Origin of the sequence: Paracoccus laeviglucosivorans (genome assembly GCF_900182695.1) — a bacterium.
GTDB classification, from domain to species: Bacteria; Pseudomonadota; Alphaproteobacteria; order Rhodobacterales; family Rhodobacteraceae; genus Paracoccus; species Paracoccus laeviglucosivorans.
Window position 1 is genome coordinate 125,718 of record NZ_FXTK01000007.1, and the last position, 19,684, is coordinate 145,401.

The window sequence follows — 19,684 nt, forward strand, 5'->3', positions numbered from 1 at the left end:
ATCATGGTGCGGGCGGCGGGCATTGAATGGCTCTACATCTGGATTTCAGGCGGTATCAGCTCCTGTCTTCCCTCTAACTAGTGCAAGTATTTACTGTATCTTACACCGTCACGCTCTATCGACACAGATCACCATATAACATACCTATGGGTGGACCAAAGGGTGGACCCATAACGCGTTGGGGTAAGGTGGACTGTGCGAGCAACCAACAGGTTAAGTGCCAAGGGTGCGGCAGCGCTTGGCCGCGGCAAGTATGCAGACGGCGCCGGACTGTGGCTGGTGAAAGAGGAAGCCATTCGGGGGAAGTGGGTGCTCCGCGCCACCGTTTACGGCAGGCGTCGTGAAATGGGGCTCGGGCCTTTCCCGGCAGTGTCTCTCGCCGAGGCGCGCCGCAAGGCCGATGATGCGCGCGCCAAAGTTCGGGCTGGTCTTGATCCGATCAAAGAGCGCGAACGTGAAAAGCGAGAGGCCGCCCGCAATCTTCACCTGCTAAAAGACGTTGCCGCAGATTGCTACGAGGCCCGGAAGGCGGAATTGAAAGGTGATGGCAAAGCGGGGCGCTGGTTCAGCCCGCTTGAGTTGCACGTCCTGCCTAAGCTGGGCAAAATGCCTGTGTCCGATATCGACCAGACCGACATCCGCGATTGCCTCAAGCCGATCTGGCACACCAAGGCGGCAACAGCAGAAAAGGCGATTGGCCGTCTGGCGCTGTGTATGAAACACGCCGCCGCCCTGGGCTTTCAGGTCGACTTGCAGGCAACAGAGAAAGCCCGCGCCCTACTCGGGAAAAGCCGTCACAAAGTCGAGAATATTCCGGCGCTGCCGTGGCAGGACGTGCCGGGCTTCTATGCCAGTTTGACGGATGGAACGGTGACGCATCTCGCATTGCGCCTTCTTATCCTGACGGGGGTTCGCTCGGCCCCGCTTCGTTTCCTTCGCGAAAGCCAGATTAGCGGCGACGTGTGGACCATTCCCGCTGAAGCTATGAAAGGCCGTAGGGATGAGACGACGGAGTTCCGGGTGCCGCTGGTTCCAGAGGCACTTGCGGTCATCCAGGCGGCGATGGCCCACTCACGCGATGGCTTCCTTTTCCCTAGCGTCAGGAAAGGCGTTATCTCCGATGCCACTATGTCTCGATTGATGGAACGCCGAGGTATGCAAGCTCGTCCACATGGTTTCCGGTCCAGCCTTCGTGACTGGCTGGCTGAGGCGACCGAAGCCCCGCATGACGTGGCCGAAACTATGCTGGGACACGTTGTCGGCGGCTCCGTCGAACGGGCCTATCGAAGGACGGATTTTCTTGACCAGCGCCGGGCTTTGCTGGAGCGCTGGGCGGGGCATGTCACCGGGCAATCGGGCAAGTGGTGAAGTTGGTGGGGACGCTATGAGCGATTGGCAAAAGCTGGTCGAGAACAAAGAGTGGAGCGCACTCAACGACTTCTGGCGTCACCACGCATCGCAAGAGGTCTGCGCCGAAATCCTTGAAGCCTTACGGCATTTGGTTCCTGTCTTTGAAAGGACCAACGGAACAGAGTCAAGATTTGAGCATGCCTTGCCCCGGGAGGTTCCCCCAGATCTTGCTGGTGCCGCGCAGATATTGTGCCTGGGTGAACTTGAAGCAACTGCGCTGGATGATGACTTCATTACCACCTACCTGACACAATGGAATGAGTTGTTCCCGCAGGTTCAGAAGTCGTGCGCGGAACTCGCCGCACTTCCCGAAGTGACAGATGGCGCTGCCGATATGTCGCGCGCCCACCACGCCAAAAAGGCAAGCGAACTGCTCGCCTTCATTCCCGCCATTCTTGAGGCGATGCTGTATCCCGGCGATGCAGAGGACGAAGAACCGGATGAACTCGGCACCCCGCTTCAAGAACATGTTGCAATGGCTGCAGTCTACGCATTCACAGCTGGGCGGCATTTTCAATTGGCTATCGGCAAGGAACATGAACTCGATGCACTCAGGGGGGGAAAGGTTCTGAAATCTGCCCGCAAGGCCGCTGAACAGACCAACGCGCTGCACGCTGCCCAACGCGAACGAAGGCTTGCCCGCATGGCTGAACTCGTCCCGCACCTTGGTCCCAGTCAAGCCGCCCGTAACTGCGAGCGCGAAGGGTTGGGGGCCGTATCGGCAATCCTTTCTCAATGGCATCGCCACCAAAAATAGTTGTGGCACCGCCCGCCGCTGCCACAACTTCGCCTCGCTACCTTGCAGCCCGTATCAACCCGCATACAGGCTGACCAATGGCACAGATGGACATTCAGGCCCTGCGTAGCAGCACGGCCATTCCCGTTGACCCGCTTCTGAAAGACCGCGAGGCCGCGCCGCTTCTCGGCATCAGCGTTCCGACCTTCTGGCGCCGCGTGAAGGACGGAACGGTTCCCAAGCCGATCAAGCTGGGTGCATTGTCCCGGTGGCCGCAGTCGGAAATCTTGGAAGTCATCGAGCGCGCGAAAGCCGCCCGTCACACCGCCTAAGCAAACCCCCGCCGGGCAAGGGCGGGGGCGGTATCGTATGCGGCGGTGATAACTGCACTATACCGTTTCCCGCCCGGCCCTGCAAGCAAGAGGCCGAGAAATGTCCTCCCAGGATCAACTCCCCCCGCCCCCGTTTCACAGCATCGGTGATCTGGTCGCGGACCTCGCAGTGCAGGTCTGCAAGGTGATCGAGGCTGCCGACGAGTTCGACGCCGAGCTTTCGCACGAGGATCGGAAGTCCGCCGAATCGCGGATGCACCAATCGAAGCGACTGCAAGAGCGCCGCAGCAAGATGGCGGGCACCGCAATATGAGCGATAGCCCGTTCTTCCAGTTTTACCCGTCTGACTGGCTCGCGGGGACGCGCGGACTTACCGCCGCCGAGACTGGCATTTACATCACGCTGATCGCCATGATGTATGAGGCCGAGGGGCCGGTTCCGAACGATCCGAAGCGTCTGGCTCGGCTCTGCGGAACGACTCCAGCCGCCTTCTTGAAGGCAGTCGATGCCCTTGTCGAAACAGGCAAGCTGACACATGACGAGCGCGGGTTCTTCAACCGTCGCGCTGGAATCGAGATCGAAAAGCGATCAGAAAAACGCGCGGCTGCATCTGCAAGCGCAAACGCACGCTGGAATAAAACCAAGCAAAAACAGCAGCCGGAAAATACAAACGCATCAAATTCGCAATGCGAACGCAATGCTAACCAGAAGCCAGAAGTCAGAGAGGGAAAAGAAGAAGCTAAAGCTTCTTCCAAAAAGAAGGGAACTCGCCTTCCGGCGGATTGGCAGTTGCCGAAGGTTTGGGGCGACTGGGCGGTCGAGCTGGGCTTGCCCGAGGCAAACACCCGGCAGGAGGCAGACAAGTTCCGGGATTACTGGACGAGTGTCGCAGGGGCCAAAGGCCTCAAGCAGGATTGGCAGGCGACATGGCGGAATTGGGTCCGCAAGGCGATGGATGATCGGCAGCTACGCCAAGGCCTGAAATCTGGGCAAAGCGGCAAGCCTCAATGGCGCGAGGGCGATATTCGAACCCTAAGTCCAACCAAGGTCCAACGGTTCTGCGATGGGCATTGGGAGCTTTGCAGCGACTTCACCGCCGAAGAAGCCGAGGCGGATTCGCGCTTCATCGGGAGAGCACTGAGTTATGCTTGACATCGACCAGTTCGAAGAACGTGCTGCCATCTGCGAGTTCGACGGCGGCATGAGCCGGTTCGCCGCAGAGACGGCGGCGGCCCGTGAACAGGGTCTTGCCCGCTGGGAGGCGCTGAAATTCGTGAAGGGTGTCGCAATGACGGCCAGCGCAATGATCGGGGAGGCCAACAGCGCGGGTGGAGCAGAGGCAAAAGGCGCGTTTGGTGATCCTGCAACCCTCGGTGGCCAGAACGGAGAGATGGCAGCCCACGGCGCAAATGTTGCGGCTTGCGGAGATAAGGCAAAGGAGGCTGCCAATGCGCAGCGAGACAGACATTCTGCGGGAAGCGGGAATACCGGCTCCGCGCTGGCACGGCAGCAGCGCCAGGACGATCTGCCCTGCGTGCAGTCACAGCCGAAAGAAGAAAATCGACCCATGCTTGAGCATTACAAGGAAGCCGGACGGGCTGGTGTGGTGCTGTTGGCATTGCGGACATAAGGGCGGGGGATTTTTTGATGACCAACGATCCAATCGAATATCTGACCAAGGTGCGCAAGCTGGACGCCGAGCTTTTGTTGGAAATGGGCATCAAGGCGGTCGATCATCCGCAACTCGGTCCCGCCGTAGCCTTGACGTATAAGCGCGACGGTAAAGCCTATGCCGCCAAGTTCCGCGCGACAGATCGGAAGGACTGGCGCAGCACCGCAGAGGTTTCGCGCGGGTTATTCAACGAGGACTGCCTGCGCGGCGGCGATTGCCCGGTGGTCATCACCGAGGGCGAAATTGACGCCTTGAGCGTGATCCAAGCGGGCTACAGCCGCGTCGTGAGCCTGCCGGACGGCTGGACCGAAGAAGGCGGCAAGCGCCAAGTCCTGATCGACGCGGAGGCCGCCCTGCGCGCCGCGCCACACGTCATCGTTGCCGGTGATGCCGACGAGGTTGGCGCCGGTCTGCCGAAGGTCGTGGCAAATATCCTTGCCGGGCATGACGTGCGGTTTGTGACATGGCCGGAAGGCTGCAAGGACGCGAATGACGTTCTGGTCAAATTCGGCGAAGGCGAGGTTGCGCGGAGGCTGACCGAGGCCAAGCGCATCGACCCGCCCGGCGGCATCATCACCGGGATTTCCGACATGCCGCCCATGCCTGCTCGCCGCGTCCTGCGCATGGGCATGTCGCCCTATGACAACCTGCTGGCGTTCGAGGTCGGAACCATGTCGGTCGGCACCGGCACGCCGGGCGCGGGCAAGTCCACGTTCACAACCTTTGCTGCCTATCACGTCGCCCAGCATGAGCAGATCCGTATTGGCATCATGGGGTTCGAAACGCACCCCCACCGGACCCGCGATCACCTGGCTCGCCTTTATGCCGGCAAAGCGTGGGATGATCTGGGCGATCAAGAACGGTGCGAATTCACCGCCTTCGCCGATGCGCATTTTCGCATCGTGCATCGGACGTTCGACGGCGACGACAAGCACAACCTCGGCTGGTTGCGGTCTATGATTTACACGCTGGCCGTCCGCGACGAGTGCAAGCTGATCGTGGTGGACCCGTGGAACGAGCTGGAACACCTGCCTGAGCCGGGTGAGAGCATGACCAGCTACATCAACTTCGCCTTGCAGCAAATCCGGCAATGGGCGCAGCAGTTCGACACGCATATCTGCGTCATCGCGCACCCGAGAAAAATGGGCACGGACGGCAAGCCACGCAGCCCGACCGGGTACGACATTGCCGACAGCGCGGCCTTTTTCAACAAACCTGCGCTGGGCTTCTCCGTCCACAAGGAAGAGGACGAAGATGCCGGCGAAAGCTGGGTCCGGGTCACGACATGGAAAGTGCGCGAGACGCAGCTTTACGGCTTCGAGCCGGGAAACGTCCGACTGAACTTTCACCGACACGACATGAGCTACACACGCTTCGAGGGGCAGCGGCAGTACATCCGGTCTAAATCCGCAGCAGGAGCATAATCGTGAGCAGCATCACCCGCATCTGCATCAGCCCCAACAGCATCGTCGCAAGGGTCTCTGTCCAGGCTTCGGAATACAGCGAGCAGAACGGCGGGGCAGAGCCCGGCATCGGAACGCTACACGCTGTCGAAACGCTGTTCACCGATGGCATCGCCGCCCGGCTGGAATGGCCAGAACATCTGGCTAATCGCGACATGGCCCCGACCGGGAGCAGGAAAGAATGCTGGTCGCATCCCCCCAAGCTGACTTCGCGGCATTCGTCCAATCTGGACAACACACGCGCCAGTGCCCGGCCAGGAGCCGCTTCGCCGTTCTTGACCTGCTGGCGGCCGCGCCCGGCCTGTCGGATCGGGAGATAGCCCGCCGCGTGGAATGCAGCCCGCAAACCGTGGGCTACATCCGCAGGGGGACCGCCGCATGTTGTTTGTGACCATCAGGCACGGCACGGTGCTGCATCTGTGGCAGGACGGGTGCGAGGTGGCTGCAATGGCGCTTACGCCTAACGCGGCGCTCTTGCTTCCATCCGACCTGTCCCGTGCGATGGCCGAAGCTGTGGGCGATGCAACGCGCAGTGTGGCGATTTCGGGATGCGGAACATGGGTATGACCGGCAACGAACTCGCCACTCTGCGCCGCCGCGCCGGTCTGTCGCAAGCCGTTCTTGCCAAGCGCGCAGGTGTTTCGCGGCAGACGATCAGCTATTGGGAAAACAAACCTGCGCTGGACGGGCGCGTGACGACACTGGCCGGGATCGCCCGCGCCTTCGACCCGCCGGATCGCCAGCGTATTCTGAACAGCCGCCCAGGCTTGGGCTTTGTCCGCCTGCAGGTGGTTGGCTCAATCAGCTTGGCGAATCTGCGGGTGTTTCACGCCGCCACCGCCCTGCGCAGTGCGGTGCACGCACAGATGCATCGCCAAGACTGCGGCGCCCTGACCCGTCGCGGCATGTCTTGCAAACTGAAAAGCGAGCCGGGCAAGGCGCGGTGCCGATTGCATGGCGGGCTGTCGACCGGCCCAAAGACCGAAGAGGGCAAGGCCCGCATTGCCGAGGCACAACGCAGACGCTGGGCCAAATACCGTCAGCAGCTCGGAAAACCTGATAAAACCTGACATCAGCTCGCCATGACCGGGCGTTCTTGGGGTCTTACACCGCCCCATGCCTTCATTCAGCCGATCCGGACACGACACATTCGGTCACCCTCTGATCGAAAATGAAAAAAACCTTTCCCAACCGTCCTGACAATCCCGCCAACACCAGTCTATCAATGGTTGAGCCATTCGTCCGGAGAAGACCCTTGACCATCGAAAAGACCCTGTTCGCCGCCGCCGATAAGATGCGCGGCGCCATGGATGCGGGCGAATACAAGCATATCGCGCTTGGCCTTCTGTTCCTGCGCTATGTGTCCGAGGCCTTCGACCGCCGCCAGACCCTGATCGTCGCAGACGGCGGCGATGCCGAAGATCGCGACGAGTATCTGGCCGAAAACACCTTTTTTGTCCCGCCCTCGGCCCGATGGACCAGCCTTGCCGCCCAGTCCAAGGATGCCCGCATCGGCGTGATGATCGACGACGCCATGCGCCAGATCGAGGCCGAGAACCCCAGCCTGAAAGGCGCGCTGCCCAAGGTCTTCGGCCGCGAATCCATCGACCGCGCCATGCTGATCGGGCTGATCGACCTGTTCTCGAACCTCAAGCTGGACGGCAGCAAGAATGACTTCGACCTGATCGGTCGCATCTATGAATATTGCATCGGCGAATTCGCCAGCAGCGAGGGCAAGCGCGGCGGCGAGTTCTATACCCCGAAATCCGTCGTCGACACGCTGATCGAGATGATCGAGCCGACCCGTGGCCGCGTCTATGACCCCTGCTGCGGCACGGGCGGGTTCTTTGTCCAATCGGAAAAGTTCATCGACGCACATCAGGGCAAAACCGACGACATCGCCATCTATGGTCAGGAACGCAACCACACCACCTTTGGTCTTGCGCGTATGAATCTGGCGATCCGCTCGATCTTTGCCGATATCCGCTGGAACTCCGAAGGCACGCTGCTGCGCGATGAATTCCCGGATGAACGATTCGACTATATCCTTGCCAATCCGCCGTTCAACATCTCGGACTGGTCGGGCAACCTGCTGCGCGAGGATGCGCGCTGGCGCTTCGGCGCGCCGCCGGTGGGGAATGCGAACTTTGCATGGATCCAGCATATCCACGCGCATCTGTCGGCGACGGGCATCGGCGGCGTGGTGATGGCCAATGGCTCGATGTCGTCGATGTCGGGTGGCGAGGGTGAGATCAGGCAGGCACTGGTGCAAGGCGACGCTGTGGATTGCATGGTCGCCCTGCCGGGGCAGCTGTTCTATGGCACTCAGATCCCGGCCTGCCTTTGGATTCTGGCGCGCGACAAATCGAACGGCATCGCGATGAATGAAACCCTGCGAGACCGCCGCGGTCAGGTGCTGTTCATGGACGCCCGCAAGATGGGTGCGCTGGTCCCCGGTTCACGCAAGCAGAAAGAGCTGTCCGAGACCGAGATCCGCCAGATCGCCGCCACCTATCACACCTGGCGGGGTGAGGAGCGCGAGGGTGCCTATGCCGATGTGCCGGGCTTCTGCAAGTCCGCCACGCTGGAGGAAATTGAGGCGCATAACTTCGTTCTGACCCCGGGCCGTTATGTCGGCGCGGGCGCGGCCGAGGAGGATGACGAGCCTTTCGAGGAGAAGTTCGACCGCCTGATGGGGGTGCTGCGCGATCAGTTCGCCGAGGGGCGACGGCTGGAGGCCGAGATTGAGGCACGGCTGGGGGCACTTAGCTGATGCGCGACGTTTACCTCGAGGAAGTCGCGCAGCTCACGGTCGGCCATGTGGGCTCGATGGTAGATGAATATGTTGATGTCGGCATTCCATTCCTCCGGTCTCTGAATATCCAACCCCACAGGATCGACTTCCAAGAAACAAAATTCATCACACGTACTTTCCATGAGAAGCTGCGCAAATCGGCGCTTCGGCCGAATGACGTCGTCATCGTGCGGACCGGCAAGCCCGGGACATGCGCTGTCATTCCTGAAGACTTGGTTGAAGCCAATTGTTCCGACCTCGTCATCGTTCGTTGCGGCCCGCACATACGCCCTCGATTTCTTGCATACTGGGTGAATGCGGTCGCGAGCGAACACGTAGCTTCGCACATCGTGGGGGCCGTGCAGCAACACTTCAACGTCGGCTCGGCGAAGCGCATGCCCATCCGTCTGCCTAGTTTGCGTGACCAAGACAACGTGCTCGCCATCCTCGGCACCCTCGACGACAAGATCGAGCTGAACCGCAAGACGGCGGCGACGCTGGAGGCGATGGCGCGGGCGCTCTATCGGTCGTGGTTTGTGGATTTCGACCCTGTGCGCGCCCGCGCCGAGGGCCGCGCCCCCGCCCACATGGACGCCGCCACCGCCGCCCGCTTCCCCGACAGCTTCGGCGAGGATGGGCTGCCGGTGGGGTGGAGGATGGGGGCCGTCCTAGACGTATTTGACGTCATCATGGGGCAATCGCCGCCCGGTGAGACATACAATGAAAACGCACTAGGGCTTCCGTTCTATCAAGGTCGTGCTGAGTTCGGATACAGATTTCCCACTGTTAAGAAGTATTGCTCTGCCCCGACGCGCATTGCTCGCATGGATAGCACTCTACTAAGTGTTCGAGCTCCGGTTGGTGACCTAAATAGGGCTTGGGAAGAGTGCTGTATTGGTCGCGGTGTAGCGGCACTTTGGGAACGCTCCGCGCGTAACGCTTATGGCTACGAAGCTATGCAGTCTTTATCAACTGCACTTGCTTCTTTCGATACGGAAGGGACCGTCTTCGGCTCGATCAACAAGAAGCAACTCGCGAACCTTCCATTGATCGTACCTGATGATGCCGTCGTTGATGGTTTCGAGAGATTGGTGGCGCCTATGGATCAACAGATCAGGTCGTTGGTTGCTCAAAACCGCACCCTAGCCACCCTTCGCGACACCCTTCTCCCCCGCCTCATGTCCGGCGAACTCCGCGTCGGCGCGGCGCGCGAGATGGTCGAGGAAGTCGCCTGATGTTCCGCGTGGACCGCACCGCCAACCGCATCTCTCGCCTGACGCAGAAACGCTTTGGCGATCTGGCGCTGCGGGAACGGGACCATCTGCAGGAATGGCTAGTCCATCAACCCGACGCATTGGGCGAGGATCTGCTGATCCTGCAAAAGGAATTCGACGGCTTCGATGAAACGCGCGAGCGGTTGGACCTGCTGGCGCTGGATAAATCCGGCAATCTGGTGGTGATCGAGAACAAGCTGGACGATTCGGGCCGCGATGTGACGTGGCAGGCGCTGAAATACGCGGCCTATGTCTCGGGCCTGACGCGCACGCAGATCGTGGATATTCATCAGCAATATCTGGACCGCCATTGCGGCGGCAAGAACGCCACGCAGTCGATCAGCGCCTTCCTTGAGGTCGAAGACCTGTCCGAGGTGGCGCTGAACCCCGGCAACGGCCAGCGCATCCTGTTCGTCGCCGCCAATTTCAGGCGCGAGGTGACGGCAACGGCGCTGTGGTTGATCAGCCGCGGCATCGCGGTGCAATGTTTCCGCGTCACGCCCTTTGCCATGGGCGACGAGCTGTTGCTGGACCTGCAACAGATCATCCCACCGCCCGAGGCTGCCGATTACATGATCGGTGTTTCGTCGAAAGAGGTCGAGGAAACCGCGATCCAAGGCACCCAGAAACGCCGCCACGATCTGCGGCAGCAGTTCTGGACCAAGGCGCTGGAACGTCTGCGCGCCGACGGCGTCAAACTGTTCGCCAATATCAGCCCGACCAAGGACCATTGGCTGAACGCCGGGTCCGGTGTATCCGCCTGTCGGTTCCAGATGATCTTTGGCCAAAGCGAAGCGCGGGTCGAGCTGTCATTGGCAAGGTCCGAAGGCGCCGAGAACAAATGGCTGTTCGATCAGCTGTTCACCCGCCGCGCCGAGTTGGAGGCCGCATTCGGTCATGCCATGGAATGGCGGCGCATGGATGACAAGAAGCAAAGCCGCATTGTCTATGCTAAGGATTTCGACGGCTATGACAAGGACAGCTGGCCAGACATGCTGGACTGGCTGTCGGAACATATTCGCAAGCTTGAGATCGCCTTCAGCGAGCCGCTGAACAAAATCGGGCGCGCCATCAATTTACAGGACGAAAGCGAAGACTAATGGCGTGGATCAGCGAAGCGCAGCTTGAGGCGCATTTCATGGAAAGCCTTGCGCCGCTGGGCTACCACCTGATGCATGGGGCGGATGTCTCGCCCGAGATGCGCGACCCCATGCGCGCCAGTTTCCGCGAAACGATCCTTGCGCCGGTGCTGCTGGACAGTCTGCGTCGGCTGAACCCCGATGTGCCGGACCCGGCGTTGCAGGACGCGGCGCGGCGGGTGACCGACAGCGTATTCGCGCAAGACGTGGTGCAGGAAAACCGGCGGCTGCATGACCTGATGGTGCATGGCGTGCCGGTGACCTTTTTGCGCGAGGGCGAGGAGCGCCATGCCCGCGTCCGGCTGGTCGATTGGGGCAATCTGTCGAATGACTGGCGCGCGGTGCAGCAATTCGACGTGGCGGGCAAGACCGCGCGCATTCCCGATGTGGTGCTGTTCCTGAACGGCCTGCCGCTGGTGGTGGTCGAGCTGAAGGGCGTGGCAGGCGCGGATGTCAAAGCCGCCTGGAACCAGATCGATACCTATCGCAACGATATCCCCGACCTGTTCCGCACCAACCTGCTGACGGTGATCTCTGACGGGTTGCAGGCGCGCTATGGCTCGGTCTCGGCCGGGTTCGACCGCTATATGAGCTGGCGGACGGTGGATGGCGAAACGCTGGTGCCCAAGGGCTCGACCTTGGAGCTGTCGACGCTGACCGAGGGGCTGCTGGCGCCCGGCGTGCTGCTCGACATGCTGCGCTGGTTCGTGGTCTTTGAGGATGAAGGCAAGGGTCCGATCAAGAAGATCGCGGGCTATCACCAGTTCCACGCCGTGCGCAAAGCCTGTGACACGATCCTGACCGCGCGGGCGGGTGACGGCAAAGGCGGGGTGATCTGGCACACCCAAGGCTCGGGCAAAAGCCTGCTGATGACCTTTCTGTCGGGCCGGATCATGCATCATCCGGCGTTGGAAAACCCGACGCTGCTGGTGCTGACCGACCGCAACGATCTGGACAACCAGCTGTTCGCGACCTTTGCCCGCTGCAAGGAATTGCTGGGCGAAGAGCCGGTGCAGGCAGACAGCACGGAAACGTTGCGCGGCCTGCTGGACCGCAATGTCGGCGGCATCATCTTTTCGACCATCCAGAAATTCCGCCCCGAAAGCGGCGAGACTTTCCCGGAACTGACCGCGCGCTCGAATGTGGTGGTGCTGGTCGATGAGGCGCATCGCACGCAATACGGGTTCGAGGCCAAGCTGAACAAGGACACCGGCGAGATCCGCCATGGGCTTGCTTATCAGTTGCGCCGGGCGCTGCCGAATGCTGTCTATGTCGCCTTTACCGGCACCCCGGTCGAGCTGGTCGGCGCCGACACCCGCGGCGTCTTTGGCGATTACATTGACGTCTATGACATCGCGCAGGCGGTGGCCGATGGCGCGACCGTGCCAATCTATTACGAAGCGCGGGTGGCCAAGATCACGCTGGATGAGGATGTCGCCGCCACGCTGGACGACGAATTCGACGAGGCGACCGAGATGCTGGCCGAAGATCAGGCCAGCGCCACTGCCAAGAAATGGGCCCGGGTCGAGGCGCTGGTCGGGGCCGACCGTCGGCTGGACACGGTGGTGCAAGACATCCTGACCCATTTCGACGCACGCCTGACTGCCATCGATGGCAAGGTAATGATCGTCTGCATGAGCCGCCGCATCTGCGCCGCAGTCTATGACCGCATCATTGCCGCCCGCCCGGATTGGCATGGCGACACCGACGATACCGGCTGCGTCAAGGTGGTGATGACCGGATCGGCCACCGACCCGGCGGCGCTGCAACCGCATATCCGGTCGAAAACCCGGCAAGAGGCGATCCGCGTCCGCTTCAAGAACCCCGCCGATCCGCTGAAGCTGGTCATCGTGCGCGACATGTGGCTGACCGGCTTTGATGCGCCCTGCATGCACACGCTTTACGTCGACAAACCGATGAAGGGGCACGGGCTGATGCAGGCCATCGCCCGCGTGAACCGGGTCTTTGCCGATAAGCCCGCCGGGCTGGTGGTCGATTATATCGGCATCGCCGCCGAGCTGAAGGCTGCGTTGGCGCATTACTCGCAGACCGATCAGGCCCAGACCGGCATTGATGAGGCCGAGGCCATCGCGGCCTTCCTTGACGCATTGGATGTGGCGCGGACGCAGTTTCATGGCTTCGACTATGGCGCCGCGCTGCGGGGCACTCCCGGCGAGCGGCTGGCTGTCCTGCCCGGTGCGATTGAACATATCCTGTCCAAGGATCGCGACAGCGACACCGCGACCGGCACCAAGCGCTTTCAGGATGCCGTGGCCGCGCTGGTCAAAGCCTATAAGCTTGCTTCGGGCAGCCCGCAGGCGACCGAACATGCCGAAGAGGTCGCGTTCTTTGCTGCCGTGCGCTCTAGCCTGGCCAAGCTGGATGTGGGCGGGCCACGCAGCGATGGCGGCAGCGACTTTGCCATCCAGCAGCTGATCAACAACGCAGTCGCCTCGACCGAGGTGGTCGATATCCTTGAGGCTTGCGGTTTCGACCGCCCCGATATCAGCGTGCTGTCCGACGAATTCATGCTGGAATTGCAGAACATGCAGCATCGCAACCTTGCCGTCGAGGCGCTGAAAAAGCTGCTGAACGGCGAGATCTCGGCCCGCACCCGTACGAACGTGGTGCAAAAAGAGGTGTTCTCGACCCGGCTGGAACAAGCCATCGCCCGCTATCACAACCGCAGCGTCGATGCCCTGCAGATCCTGCAAGAGCTGATCGCGCTGGCCAAAGACCTGCAAAGCGAGCCCGAGGACGGCCTGAACACCGCCGAACGCGCTTTCTATGATGCCCTGGCCCAGAACGACAGCGCCGTGCAGATCATGAGCAACGAGGAACTGCGCGTCATCGCCACCGAATTGGTCACGACCGTGCGCAACAATGCGGGTGTGGATTGGTGGAAACGCGAAAACGTCCGCGCCAAGATGCGCGTGGCTATCAAGCGGATCCTAGCGCGACACGGCTATCCGCCGGATCTCGCGTCCGAAGCCGTCAAGCTGGTGCTGCGGCAGGCCGAGGCGCTGGCGATGGGGTGAGCGGCCCGTAGCTTGTCATTCATACCACCCTGATCGCCCCTCGGTGAAAATACCAAAAGCTGGCATGAGTATCGGCATAGCGCTGGCGAGCCGGAGAAGTTCTGCGCGATTTTGCCGTTGAGAAGAGCGAATATCGCTGCACGTCGGGTCTGGTCATCAGCCAGGCTGATTTCCAGACACTGCCGCCCAATCCAGACCAAACCGCGAGAGATACTTGCGCAATCGGTCGGCGTCGTTCTGGCTGGCTTTCTCTGCCCGCGACATGGCAAACAGCCGACGGCCAGCGGCCGAAAGATTGGCGCATTCCCGGCACGCACGGATAACGGCGGCTAGCTGGGCGCGGTCGAATTCATCCAGCCGTGCGGAATCCGGCAAGACTTCAGCCAGCAGGACCTCGTCCAGGTCGGCGGTTGCAGAGTTCCACTGTTCAATAAGGGTCGCGATCTCGGCCTCTACCATCGGCACGGTGATACGTCCACGCTCGGCCAGCACAGCCATGCGATGGGCCGACGCGTGCAGGTCGCGCAGGTTGCCGGGCCAAAGCGTGCCCGGATCCTGCGCAAACCTTAGATAGCGCACCAGCGCGTCGGCGTTAAATCCGGTCTTGCGGTCCAACTGACGCTCGCTGCTGTCGATCATGTCCAGAAGATGCGCCTGAATGTCCTGCCGCCGTTCCCGCAGCGGCGGCAGCCGGACCACCCATTGCGATAGCCTTGCGTGCAGATCGGGCCGCAACCGCCCGGCGCGGACCAACGCGCCGGGGGCGCTGGCGGCGGTGGCAATCAAGTGAAAGCGGGCGGTCACCTCGGCCTCGGATCCGACGGGGCAATAGCGACCTGTCTCGATCACCTGCAACAGCGCGGCCTGTTCATCGAGGCCCAGCTCGTCGATATGATCAAGAAACAGAACACCCCCGTCTGCTTCGCGGAGAAAGCCCGGCCGCTCGCTGCCTGCCACGCCCGTCGCGGCACGGCGCTGGCCGAACAACGCGGGCAAGGCCTGCCCTCCGCGCAGCGTGGCGCAGTTAACCTGAACCAGCCTGCCCTTGATGCGGCGGCGCACCAACTTCAGCTCATGGATCTGAGCGGCAAGGTGGGATTTTCCGGTCCCAGGATCCCCCAGCAGCAGGATCGGCGCGTCCGATCCGGTGGCCACCAGATCCAAACGGGCGGCCAGCGCCTGCATCGCGGGGCTGGTCGTTTCGATCCCGCCCAGCAGCATTGCCGAATGGTCACGCGCAGCCGCTTCAAACCGGCGCTGCAGGGCGTTGTAGCGGGTCAGGTCAAGGTCGATGACATCCAGCGTGCCTTGCGGCGCTGCACCCTCACGCGGGGGGCCAGTCTGCAAAAGTCGCGCCGGGATATGGCGGCTTTCGGTCAGCAGGAACCAGCATATCTGCGCCACATGCGTGCCGGTGGTCAGGTGAACGTGGTAACGCTCTCGATCCTCGTCGAAGCCGTATTCAGCGGCAAAGTCGTAAAGCTTGCCATAGACTTCCTGAAAATCCCAAGGGTTGGCCATGTCGATGCTGACCAGCCGCACCTCGGTATCGGGCGATGTCTTGGCGATGGCCTTGGCCACATTGCAGGCCAGATGGTAATGGCGCTGGTCGTGAATCAGTTCCAGCCGGTCAACGGGAAAATCGGGATGTTCGCATAGTTGGACCGAGGGCCGCCATTCGCGACGCTTGCCCATATCCAACTGGGTTCCAAGAAAGCCGATGACGACATTGCGCATTGGGATGATCCTTTGAGATAATTCCATATATCACAGGATATAATCTTGCGAAGCGCTTTGTGGTGAATATAGTAATAATCACATTATTTCAATGCACTAATCGGGAAATGAGAATTTCTTCACACCTCGGTCTGTTCCTGCCAAAAAGGACGCAGAAACAGAAGGGAACACGATCATGGCAAACAAATCCCTGTTTGCATCGTTGGCAGGGCGGCTTGTGCAGCGCGCAACCGCCACCAACGCGGCAGGGGCCAAGGCCTATGCCTATGGCGCTGAACACAAGCTGGCGCAGCTTGCAATGACCGGCACCTTTGGCGGCGGTTTCTATCAGGGCGCGCAGGCCGAGGTTTCGGCCTTGCTTGATGCGGCCATGGCGGTTGACCCGGTGTTTCTGGCCCAGACCGCCGTGCATGTCCGCGAAAAAGGCCACATGAAGGACACGCCGGCGCTGTTGCTGGCGGTGCTGTCGGCCCGCGATCCGGCGCTGTTTGCGCAGATTTTCGGGCGGGTTGTCACCTCGGGCAAGGTGCTGCGTGGTTTTGTGCAGATCCTGCGGTCGGGGCAGACCGGGCGGAAATCGCTGGGCTCGCGGCCCAAGGCGATGGTGCAGCGCTGGCTGAACGCGGCCACGGATGCGCAACTGCTGGCGGCATCGGTCGGTAACGACCCGTCGCTGGCCGATGTGATCCGCATGGTGCATCCAAGGCCGGAAACGGCTGAACGGGCGGCCTTTTATGCGTGGATCATCGGAAGGCCCGCCGATACGGCGGCGCTGCCGCGGGTGGTGCAGGATCTGCTGGCCTTTCGGGCCGGGGTGTCGGGCGTCGTGCCGGATGTGCCGTTCCAGATGCTGGCCGATTTGGCCCTGACGTCCGATCAATGGGCCGATGTGGCGCGCAAGGGGTCGTGGCAGATGCTGCGGCAGGGGCTGAACATGCTTGATCGCAAGGGCGCGTTTGCACAGCCCGGCGTGGTTGATCATGTGGCAGGGGTTTTGCGCGATCCGGGGCGTATCCGGGCCGCCAAGGCGCTGCCCTATCAACTGCTGGCCACGCTGAACGCGCTGTCGCCTGATGTGGACGCAAAGCTGCGCGATGCGCTGCATGACGCGATGGAGATATCCGTTGCAAATGTGCCGGTGCTGCGCGGATCTGTCGCGGTCTGCCCCGATGTGTCGGGGTCGATGTCGTCGCCTGTCACCGGGTATCGGCCCGGTGCAACCTCGGTCGTGCGCTGCCTTGACGTGGCGGGGCTGGTCGCGGCGGCGGTGCTGCGCAGCAACCCCAAGGCCCGCGTCCTGCCGTTCGAGGTGCGGGTGCGCCAGACCCGGCTGGAGGCGCGCGACACCATCCTGACCAATGCCGCAAAGCTGGCGGCACTGGGCGGGGGCGGCACCAACTGTTCGGCACCGCTGGCTGCGCTGAATGCGGCAGGGTTGGCGCCCGATCTGGTGATCTTCGTTTCGGACAACCAGTCCTGGGTCGATGATCGGCAGGGCGGGCAAGGCACAGCGATGATGGCGGAATGGGCCAAGCTCAAGTCCTGCAACCCTGCGGCGAAACTGGTCTGCATCGACATCCAGCCCTATGGCACCGCGCAGGCGGCAGAACGGAACGATGTGCTGAACATCGGCGGTTTCTCGGATCAGGTCTTTGACCAGATCGCCGATTTCGCAGCCGGGCGGATGGGCCCTGACCATTGGGTCGGCGAGATCGCTGCGGTCGAAGTCTGAAACGCTCCCCGGCGGTGACGCCGAGGGGAATCAAAACACCCGGCGAATGCCGGTGAAACTACAGCGTGTCGCAGGTTCGAATCCTGCCTGCCAAACCGGGCAGTAGCTCAGCGGTAGAGCAGCTCCGAAAGGACGGTTTCGCCAATTTTGTCGCCGGGGCCAGAAAAAGGGGGATGACCCGGCGAATGCCGGCAGGACTACAGGTTAGAGCGCCGGGAAACCGGAGGTCGCGCGTTCAACTCGCGCCGTGCGCAAGCGTGTAGCTCAGTGAAACGTCCTGCCACACCTTGTCGCCGGACCCGAAAACGGGGCGAATGCCAAAGGGACTACAGTGCAATCGAAGGCGATCCAGAGAGGCTGCCACCCTCTTCATACCGGCCCGGCTTCGGGGTGGGTCGCACAGTCTCTTTCCTTTTGTCGCCCCGACCAGACCATTCCGGGGGAATTCCGGGCAGACGACATCCAACCCTGTGTTGGCTTGCCGATTTCCTTGTCCCCCTGAACGACTTTGCCCGGTGAATGCCGCGCGGCACGACTGGCTGCCGCGCTTGTCGCCGGAGTTCCATATGTGAGTGAATGAGATGATGAACGATGACGCACCTTCCCCCGTATCCGGGGCCGACCTGATCGAATGGGGCCACCGCCCCGGCCCGGCGTTTCCGGACCTTCTGTCGCGCGCAAATGCCGCGCGGGCCGAAGGCCTTGGCCTGATCCGCATCCGCCAGATGCTGGAGCCGGACCTGCCGCCGCCTGCGCCCGATCCGCTCGCCCTGCGCCGCCCCGGCGAAGTGCCGCTGCATGTCAGCATCCGCGCCGAAAACGCCGATGAACAGGCCAATGTCGGCAAGGTGCTGGCCACCATGGTCGAGGTACTGCGGACCCCCACGGTCGAGGCCGGGGCCGTGATGCCCGATGCCTGCCCGGCGGGACCGTTGGGGACTATCCCGGTGGGCGGCGTGGTTGCAACGCGCAATGCGATCCATCCCGGCATGCATTCGGCCGATGTCTGTTGTTCGGTCATGATCACCGATCTGGGGCATGTCGATCCAAAGGCGGCATTGGATGCGGCGCAGGCGATCACCCATTTCGGGCCGGGCGGGCGCGATCAGGGCAATCGCTTCAGCGTATCGCTGGATCTGATGGATCAGTTCCGCGCCAACCCGTTCCTGAATGGGAACCGGATGCTGTATTCTGCGCAGGCCCATATGGGCACGCAGGGCGATGGCAACCACTTTCTGTTCATCGGGCGCAGCCGCGCCACCGGGCGGGTGGCCATGGTAACCCACCACGGTTCGCGCGGGCCGGGCGGGCTGCTTTACAAGCAAGGGATGGAGTCGGCCGAGCGGTTCCGCCGCGAACTGTCGCCTGCCACGCTCAAGCAGAATGCTTGGATTCCGGCGGATACCGACCAGGGGCGCGACTACTGGGACGCGTTGCAGATCATCCGCCGCTGGACCAAGGCCAACCACAACGCGCTGCATCAGGCCGTTGTGGAGAAGCTGCGCGCCGAGCCGGGGGACCGCTATTGGAATGAGCACAACTTTGTCTTCCGTCGCGGCGATCTGTTCCTGCATGGCAAGGGGGCGACCCCGGCATGGAATGGCTATGCGCCTGATGCGACCGGCCTGACCCTGATTCCTTTGAACATGGCAGAACCGGTTCTCGTGGTGCGTGGCCGTGATGCCGCCCATACACTTGGCTTCGCGCCGCATGGGGCCGGACGAAATTTCTCGCGCACGGAACATCGCCGCCGCACGGGGACTGTGACGCCTGCACAAATGTTGGCGGCGGAAACGGCAGGACTGGACATCCGGTTTCATGCCGGAGCAGTGGACGCCTCGGAGCTGCCCTCCAGCTATAAACGCGCGGGAGCGGTTGTAGACCAGATCCGCGACTATGGGTTGGCCGAAGTTGTTGACTTTATCGACCCTTATGGCTGCATCATGGCCGGGGACGTCGCCCCGCACTGGCAAGCAAAGCGAACCCGGCGATAGTCGGGTTCGTTGTTTGATCGGCAAGGCTTTTGCCCCATCTGAATGGTTTTCTAAACACTGCGGCAGCTGTGCGGTCGAACAAGATGCCAAGCTTGCGAATCGCGCTTTGCGTGCGAAGTGCCCATTCCTTGAATGAAAAACATGGCAGATAGTAGTCGCGTCCTTGCGCGCGGCGTTCAGATGCACTTGGATCAATGACGGCCGAGCCTGTGTGGAAACAGGTGGTTAGCGGCGCGCGGGGAATCCGTGGTTGTCACTGCGGCTGATTCGCATCGACCGCGTCAGGCGGCGATTTCAGCTATCAGACGCCGGGTGCCGATCAGGGAGATGGTCCGTTTGATGTTATAGGCGAGGACGTTCAGT

The 19,684-nt window shown here is 61.8% G+C and carries 17 protein-coding genes; 16 read left to right on the forward strand and 1 reads right to left on the reverse strand.

The window, feature by feature from the left end:
• The first annotated feature begins 195 nt into the window (after nucleotides 1–195).
• From FN835_RS10200 to FN835_RS10265, 14 genes are all read left to right on the forward strand, one after another.
• On the forward strand, nucleotides 196–1,368 hold the full coding sequence (locus FN835_RS10200; protein ID WP_142663109.1) for a tyrosine-type recombinase/integrase: 1,173 nt from the start codon (nucleotides 196–198) through the stop codon (nucleotides 1,366–1,368).
• Nucleotides 1,369–1,384: 16 nt separating this feature from the next.
• Nucleotides 1,385–2,167 (forward strand): hypothetical protein, encoded by a 783-nt coding sequence (locus FN835_RS10205; protein WP_142663110.1) that lies wholly within the window; start codon nucleotides 1,385–1,387, stop codon nucleotides 2,165–2,167.
• 77 nt (nucleotides 2,168–2,244) lie between these two features.
• Complete coding sequence (locus FN835_RS10210) at nucleotides 2,245–2,478, forward strand: helix-turn-helix transcriptional regulator (RefSeq protein ID WP_246098703.1); 234 nt, start codon at nucleotides 2,245–2,247, stop codon at nucleotides 2,476–2,478.
• 100 nt (nucleotides 2,479–2,578) lie between these two features.
• The gene (locus FN835_RS10215) at nucleotides 2,579–2,791 is read left to right on the forward strand and encodes a hypothetical protein (RefSeq protein WP_142663111.1); all 213 of its coding nucleotides are present in this window, start codon (nucleotides 2,579–2,581) and stop codon (nucleotides 2,789–2,791) included.
• Nucleotides 2,788–3,630, forward strand: a complete 843-nt coding sequence (locus tag FN835_RS10220) for a YdaU family protein (RefSeq protein ID WP_142663112.1) — start codon at nucleotides 2,788–2,790, stop codon at nucleotides 3,628–3,630. The genes FN835_RS10215 and FN835_RS10220 overlap by 4 nt, the downstream gene beginning before the upstream one ends.
• Entirely contained in the window at nucleotides 3,623–4,108 is a 486-nt protein-coding gene (locus FN835_RS10225; RefSeq protein ID WP_142663113.1) for a hypothetical protein, read from the forward strand. The genes FN835_RS10220 and FN835_RS10225 overlap by 8 nt, the downstream gene beginning before the upstream one ends.
• A 17-nt stretch (nucleotides 4,109–4,125) precedes the next feature.
• Entirely contained in the window at nucleotides 4,126–5,574 is a 1,449-nt protein-coding gene (locus FN835_RS10230) for an AAA family ATPase (RefSeq protein ID WP_246098707.1), read from the forward strand.
• A 2-nt stretch (nucleotides 5,575–5,576) separates the two neighbouring features.
• On the forward strand, nucleotides 5,577–5,933 hold the full coding sequence (locus FN835_RS21585; RefSeq protein WP_142663115.1) for a hypothetical protein: 357 nt from the start codon (nucleotides 5,577–5,579) through the stop codon (nucleotides 5,931–5,933).
• 58 nt (nucleotides 5,934–5,991) lie between these two features.
• Nucleotides 5,992–6,180 (forward strand): hypothetical protein, encoded by a 189-nt coding sequence (locus tag FN835_RS10240; protein ID WP_142663116.1) that lies wholly within the window; start codon nucleotides 5,992–5,994, stop codon nucleotides 6,178–6,180.
• Nucleotides 6,171–6,683: an HGGxSTG domain-containing protein gene (locus FN835_RS21210; protein WP_185958644.1), complete on the forward strand. Its 513-nt coding sequence runs from the start codon at nucleotides 6,171–6,173 to the stop codon at nucleotides 6,681–6,683. Before FN835_RS10240 ends, FN835_RS21210 begins: the two co-directional genes overlap by 10 nt.
• A gap of 185 nt (nucleotides 6,684–6,868) precedes the next feature.
• Nucleotides 6,869–8,386: a type I restriction-modification system subunit M gene (locus tag FN835_RS10250; protein WP_246098704.1), complete on the forward strand. Its 1,518-nt coding sequence runs from the start codon at nucleotides 6,869–6,871 to the stop codon at nucleotides 8,384–8,386.
• Nucleotides 8,386–9,642, forward strand: a complete 1,257-nt coding sequence (locus FN835_RS10255) for a restriction endonuclease subunit S (protein WP_142663118.1) — start codon at nucleotides 8,386–8,388, stop codon at nucleotides 9,640–9,642. Before FN835_RS10250 ends, FN835_RS10255 begins: the two co-directional genes overlap by 1 nt.
• Nucleotides 9,642–10,781 carry a DUF4268 domain-containing protein gene (locus FN835_RS10260; RefSeq protein ID WP_142663119.1) on the forward strand — a complete coding sequence of 380 codons (1,140 nt, stop codon included), beginning with the start codon at nucleotides 9,642–9,644 and terminating at the stop codon, nucleotides 10,779–10,781. Before FN835_RS10255 ends, FN835_RS10260 begins: the two co-directional genes overlap by 1 nt.
• Nucleotides 10,781–13,858, forward strand: a complete 3,078-nt coding sequence (locus tag FN835_RS10265; RefSeq protein ID WP_142663120.1) for a type I restriction endonuclease subunit R — start codon at nucleotides 10,781–10,783, stop codon at nucleotides 13,856–13,858. Before FN835_RS10260 ends, FN835_RS10265 begins: the two co-directional genes overlap by 1 nt.
• Nucleotides 13,859–14,014: 156 nt before the next feature.
• On the opposite strand, the gene FN835_RS10270 is transcribed toward FN835_RS10265, so the two are convergent.
• Nucleotides 14,015–15,595 carry an RNA repair transcriptional activator RtcR family protein gene (locus FN835_RS10270; RefSeq protein ID WP_142663121.1) on the reverse strand — a complete coding sequence of 527 codons (1,581 nt, stop codon included), beginning with the start codon at nucleotides 15,593–15,595 and terminating at the stop codon, nucleotides 14,015–14,017.
• A gap of 175 nt (nucleotides 15,596–15,770) precedes the next feature.
• Here FN835_RS10270 and FN835_RS10275 point away from each other — a divergent pair, with 175 nt between their 5' ends.
• Complete coding sequence (locus FN835_RS10275; RefSeq protein ID WP_142663122.1) at nucleotides 15,771–17,327, forward strand: vWA domain-containing protein; 1,557 nt, start codon at nucleotides 15,771–15,773, stop codon at nucleotides 17,325–17,327.
• A 584-nt stretch (nucleotides 17,328–17,911) separates the two neighbouring features.
• Nucleotides 17,912–19,321 carry an RtcB family protein gene (locus FN835_RS10280; protein WP_142663123.1) on the forward strand — a complete coding sequence of 470 codons (1,410 nt, stop codon included), beginning with the start codon at nucleotides 17,912–17,914 and terminating at the stop codon, nucleotides 19,319–19,321.
• Nucleotides 19,322–19,684 lie beyond the last annotated feature (363 nt).

Bases quoted from the DNA above. Each gene is read 5' to 3' on its own strand.
- FN835_RS21210 (WP_185958644.1), top strand. From the start codon at position 6,171: ATGGGTATGACCGGCAACGAACTCGCCACTCTGCGCCGCCGCGCCGGT.
- FN835_RS10260 (WP_142663119.1), top strand. From the start codon at position 9,642: ATGTTCCGCGTGGACCGCACCGCCAACCGCATCTCTCGCCTGACGCAG.
- FN835_RS10230 (WP_246098707.1), top strand. From the start codon at position 4,126: ATGACCAACGATCCAATCGAATATCTGACCAAGGTGCGCAAGCTGGAC.
- FN835_RS10220 (WP_142663112.1), top strand. From the start codon at position 2,788: ATGAGCGATAGCCCGTTCTTCCAGTTTTACCCGTCTGACTGGCTCGCG.
- FN835_RS10210 (WP_246098703.1), top strand. From the start codon at position 2,245: ATGGCACAGATGGACATTCAGGCCCTGCGTAGCAGCACGGCCATTCCC.
- FN835_RS10225 (WP_142663113.1), top strand. From the start codon at position 3,623: ATGCTTGACATCGACCAGTTCGAAGAACGTGCTGCCATCTGCGAGTTC.
- FN835_RS10270 (WP_142663121.1), bottom strand. From the start codon at position 15,595: ATGCGCAATGTCGTCATCGGCTTTCTTGGAACCCAGTTGGATATGGGC.
- FN835_RS10265 (WP_142663120.1), top strand. From the start codon at position 10,781: ATGGCGTGGATCAGCGAAGCGCAGCTTGAGGCGCATTTCATGGAAAGC.
- FN835_RS10205 (WP_142663110.1), top strand. From the start codon at position 1,385: ATGAGCGATTGGCAAAAGCTGGTCGAGAACAAAGAGTGGAGCGCACTC.
- FN835_RS10240 (WP_142663116.1), top strand. From the start codon at position 5,992: ATGTTGTTTGTGACCATCAGGCACGGCACGGTGCTGCATCTGTGGCAG.
- FN835_RS10275 (WP_142663122.1), top strand. From the start codon at position 15,771: ATGGCAAACAAATCCCTGTTTGCATCGTTGGCAGGGCGGCTTGTGCAG.
- FN835_RS10280 (WP_142663123.1), top strand. From the start codon at position 17,912: ATGAACGATGACGCACCTTCCCCCGTATCCGGGGCCGACCTGATCGAA.
- FN835_RS10255 (WP_142663118.1), top strand. From the start codon at position 8,386: ATGCGCGACGTTTACCTCGAGGAAGTCGCGCAGCTCACGGTCGGCCAT.
- FN835_RS10215 (WP_142663111.1), top strand. From the start codon at position 2,579: ATGTCCTCCCAGGATCAACTCCCCCCGCCCCCGTTTCACAGCATCGGT.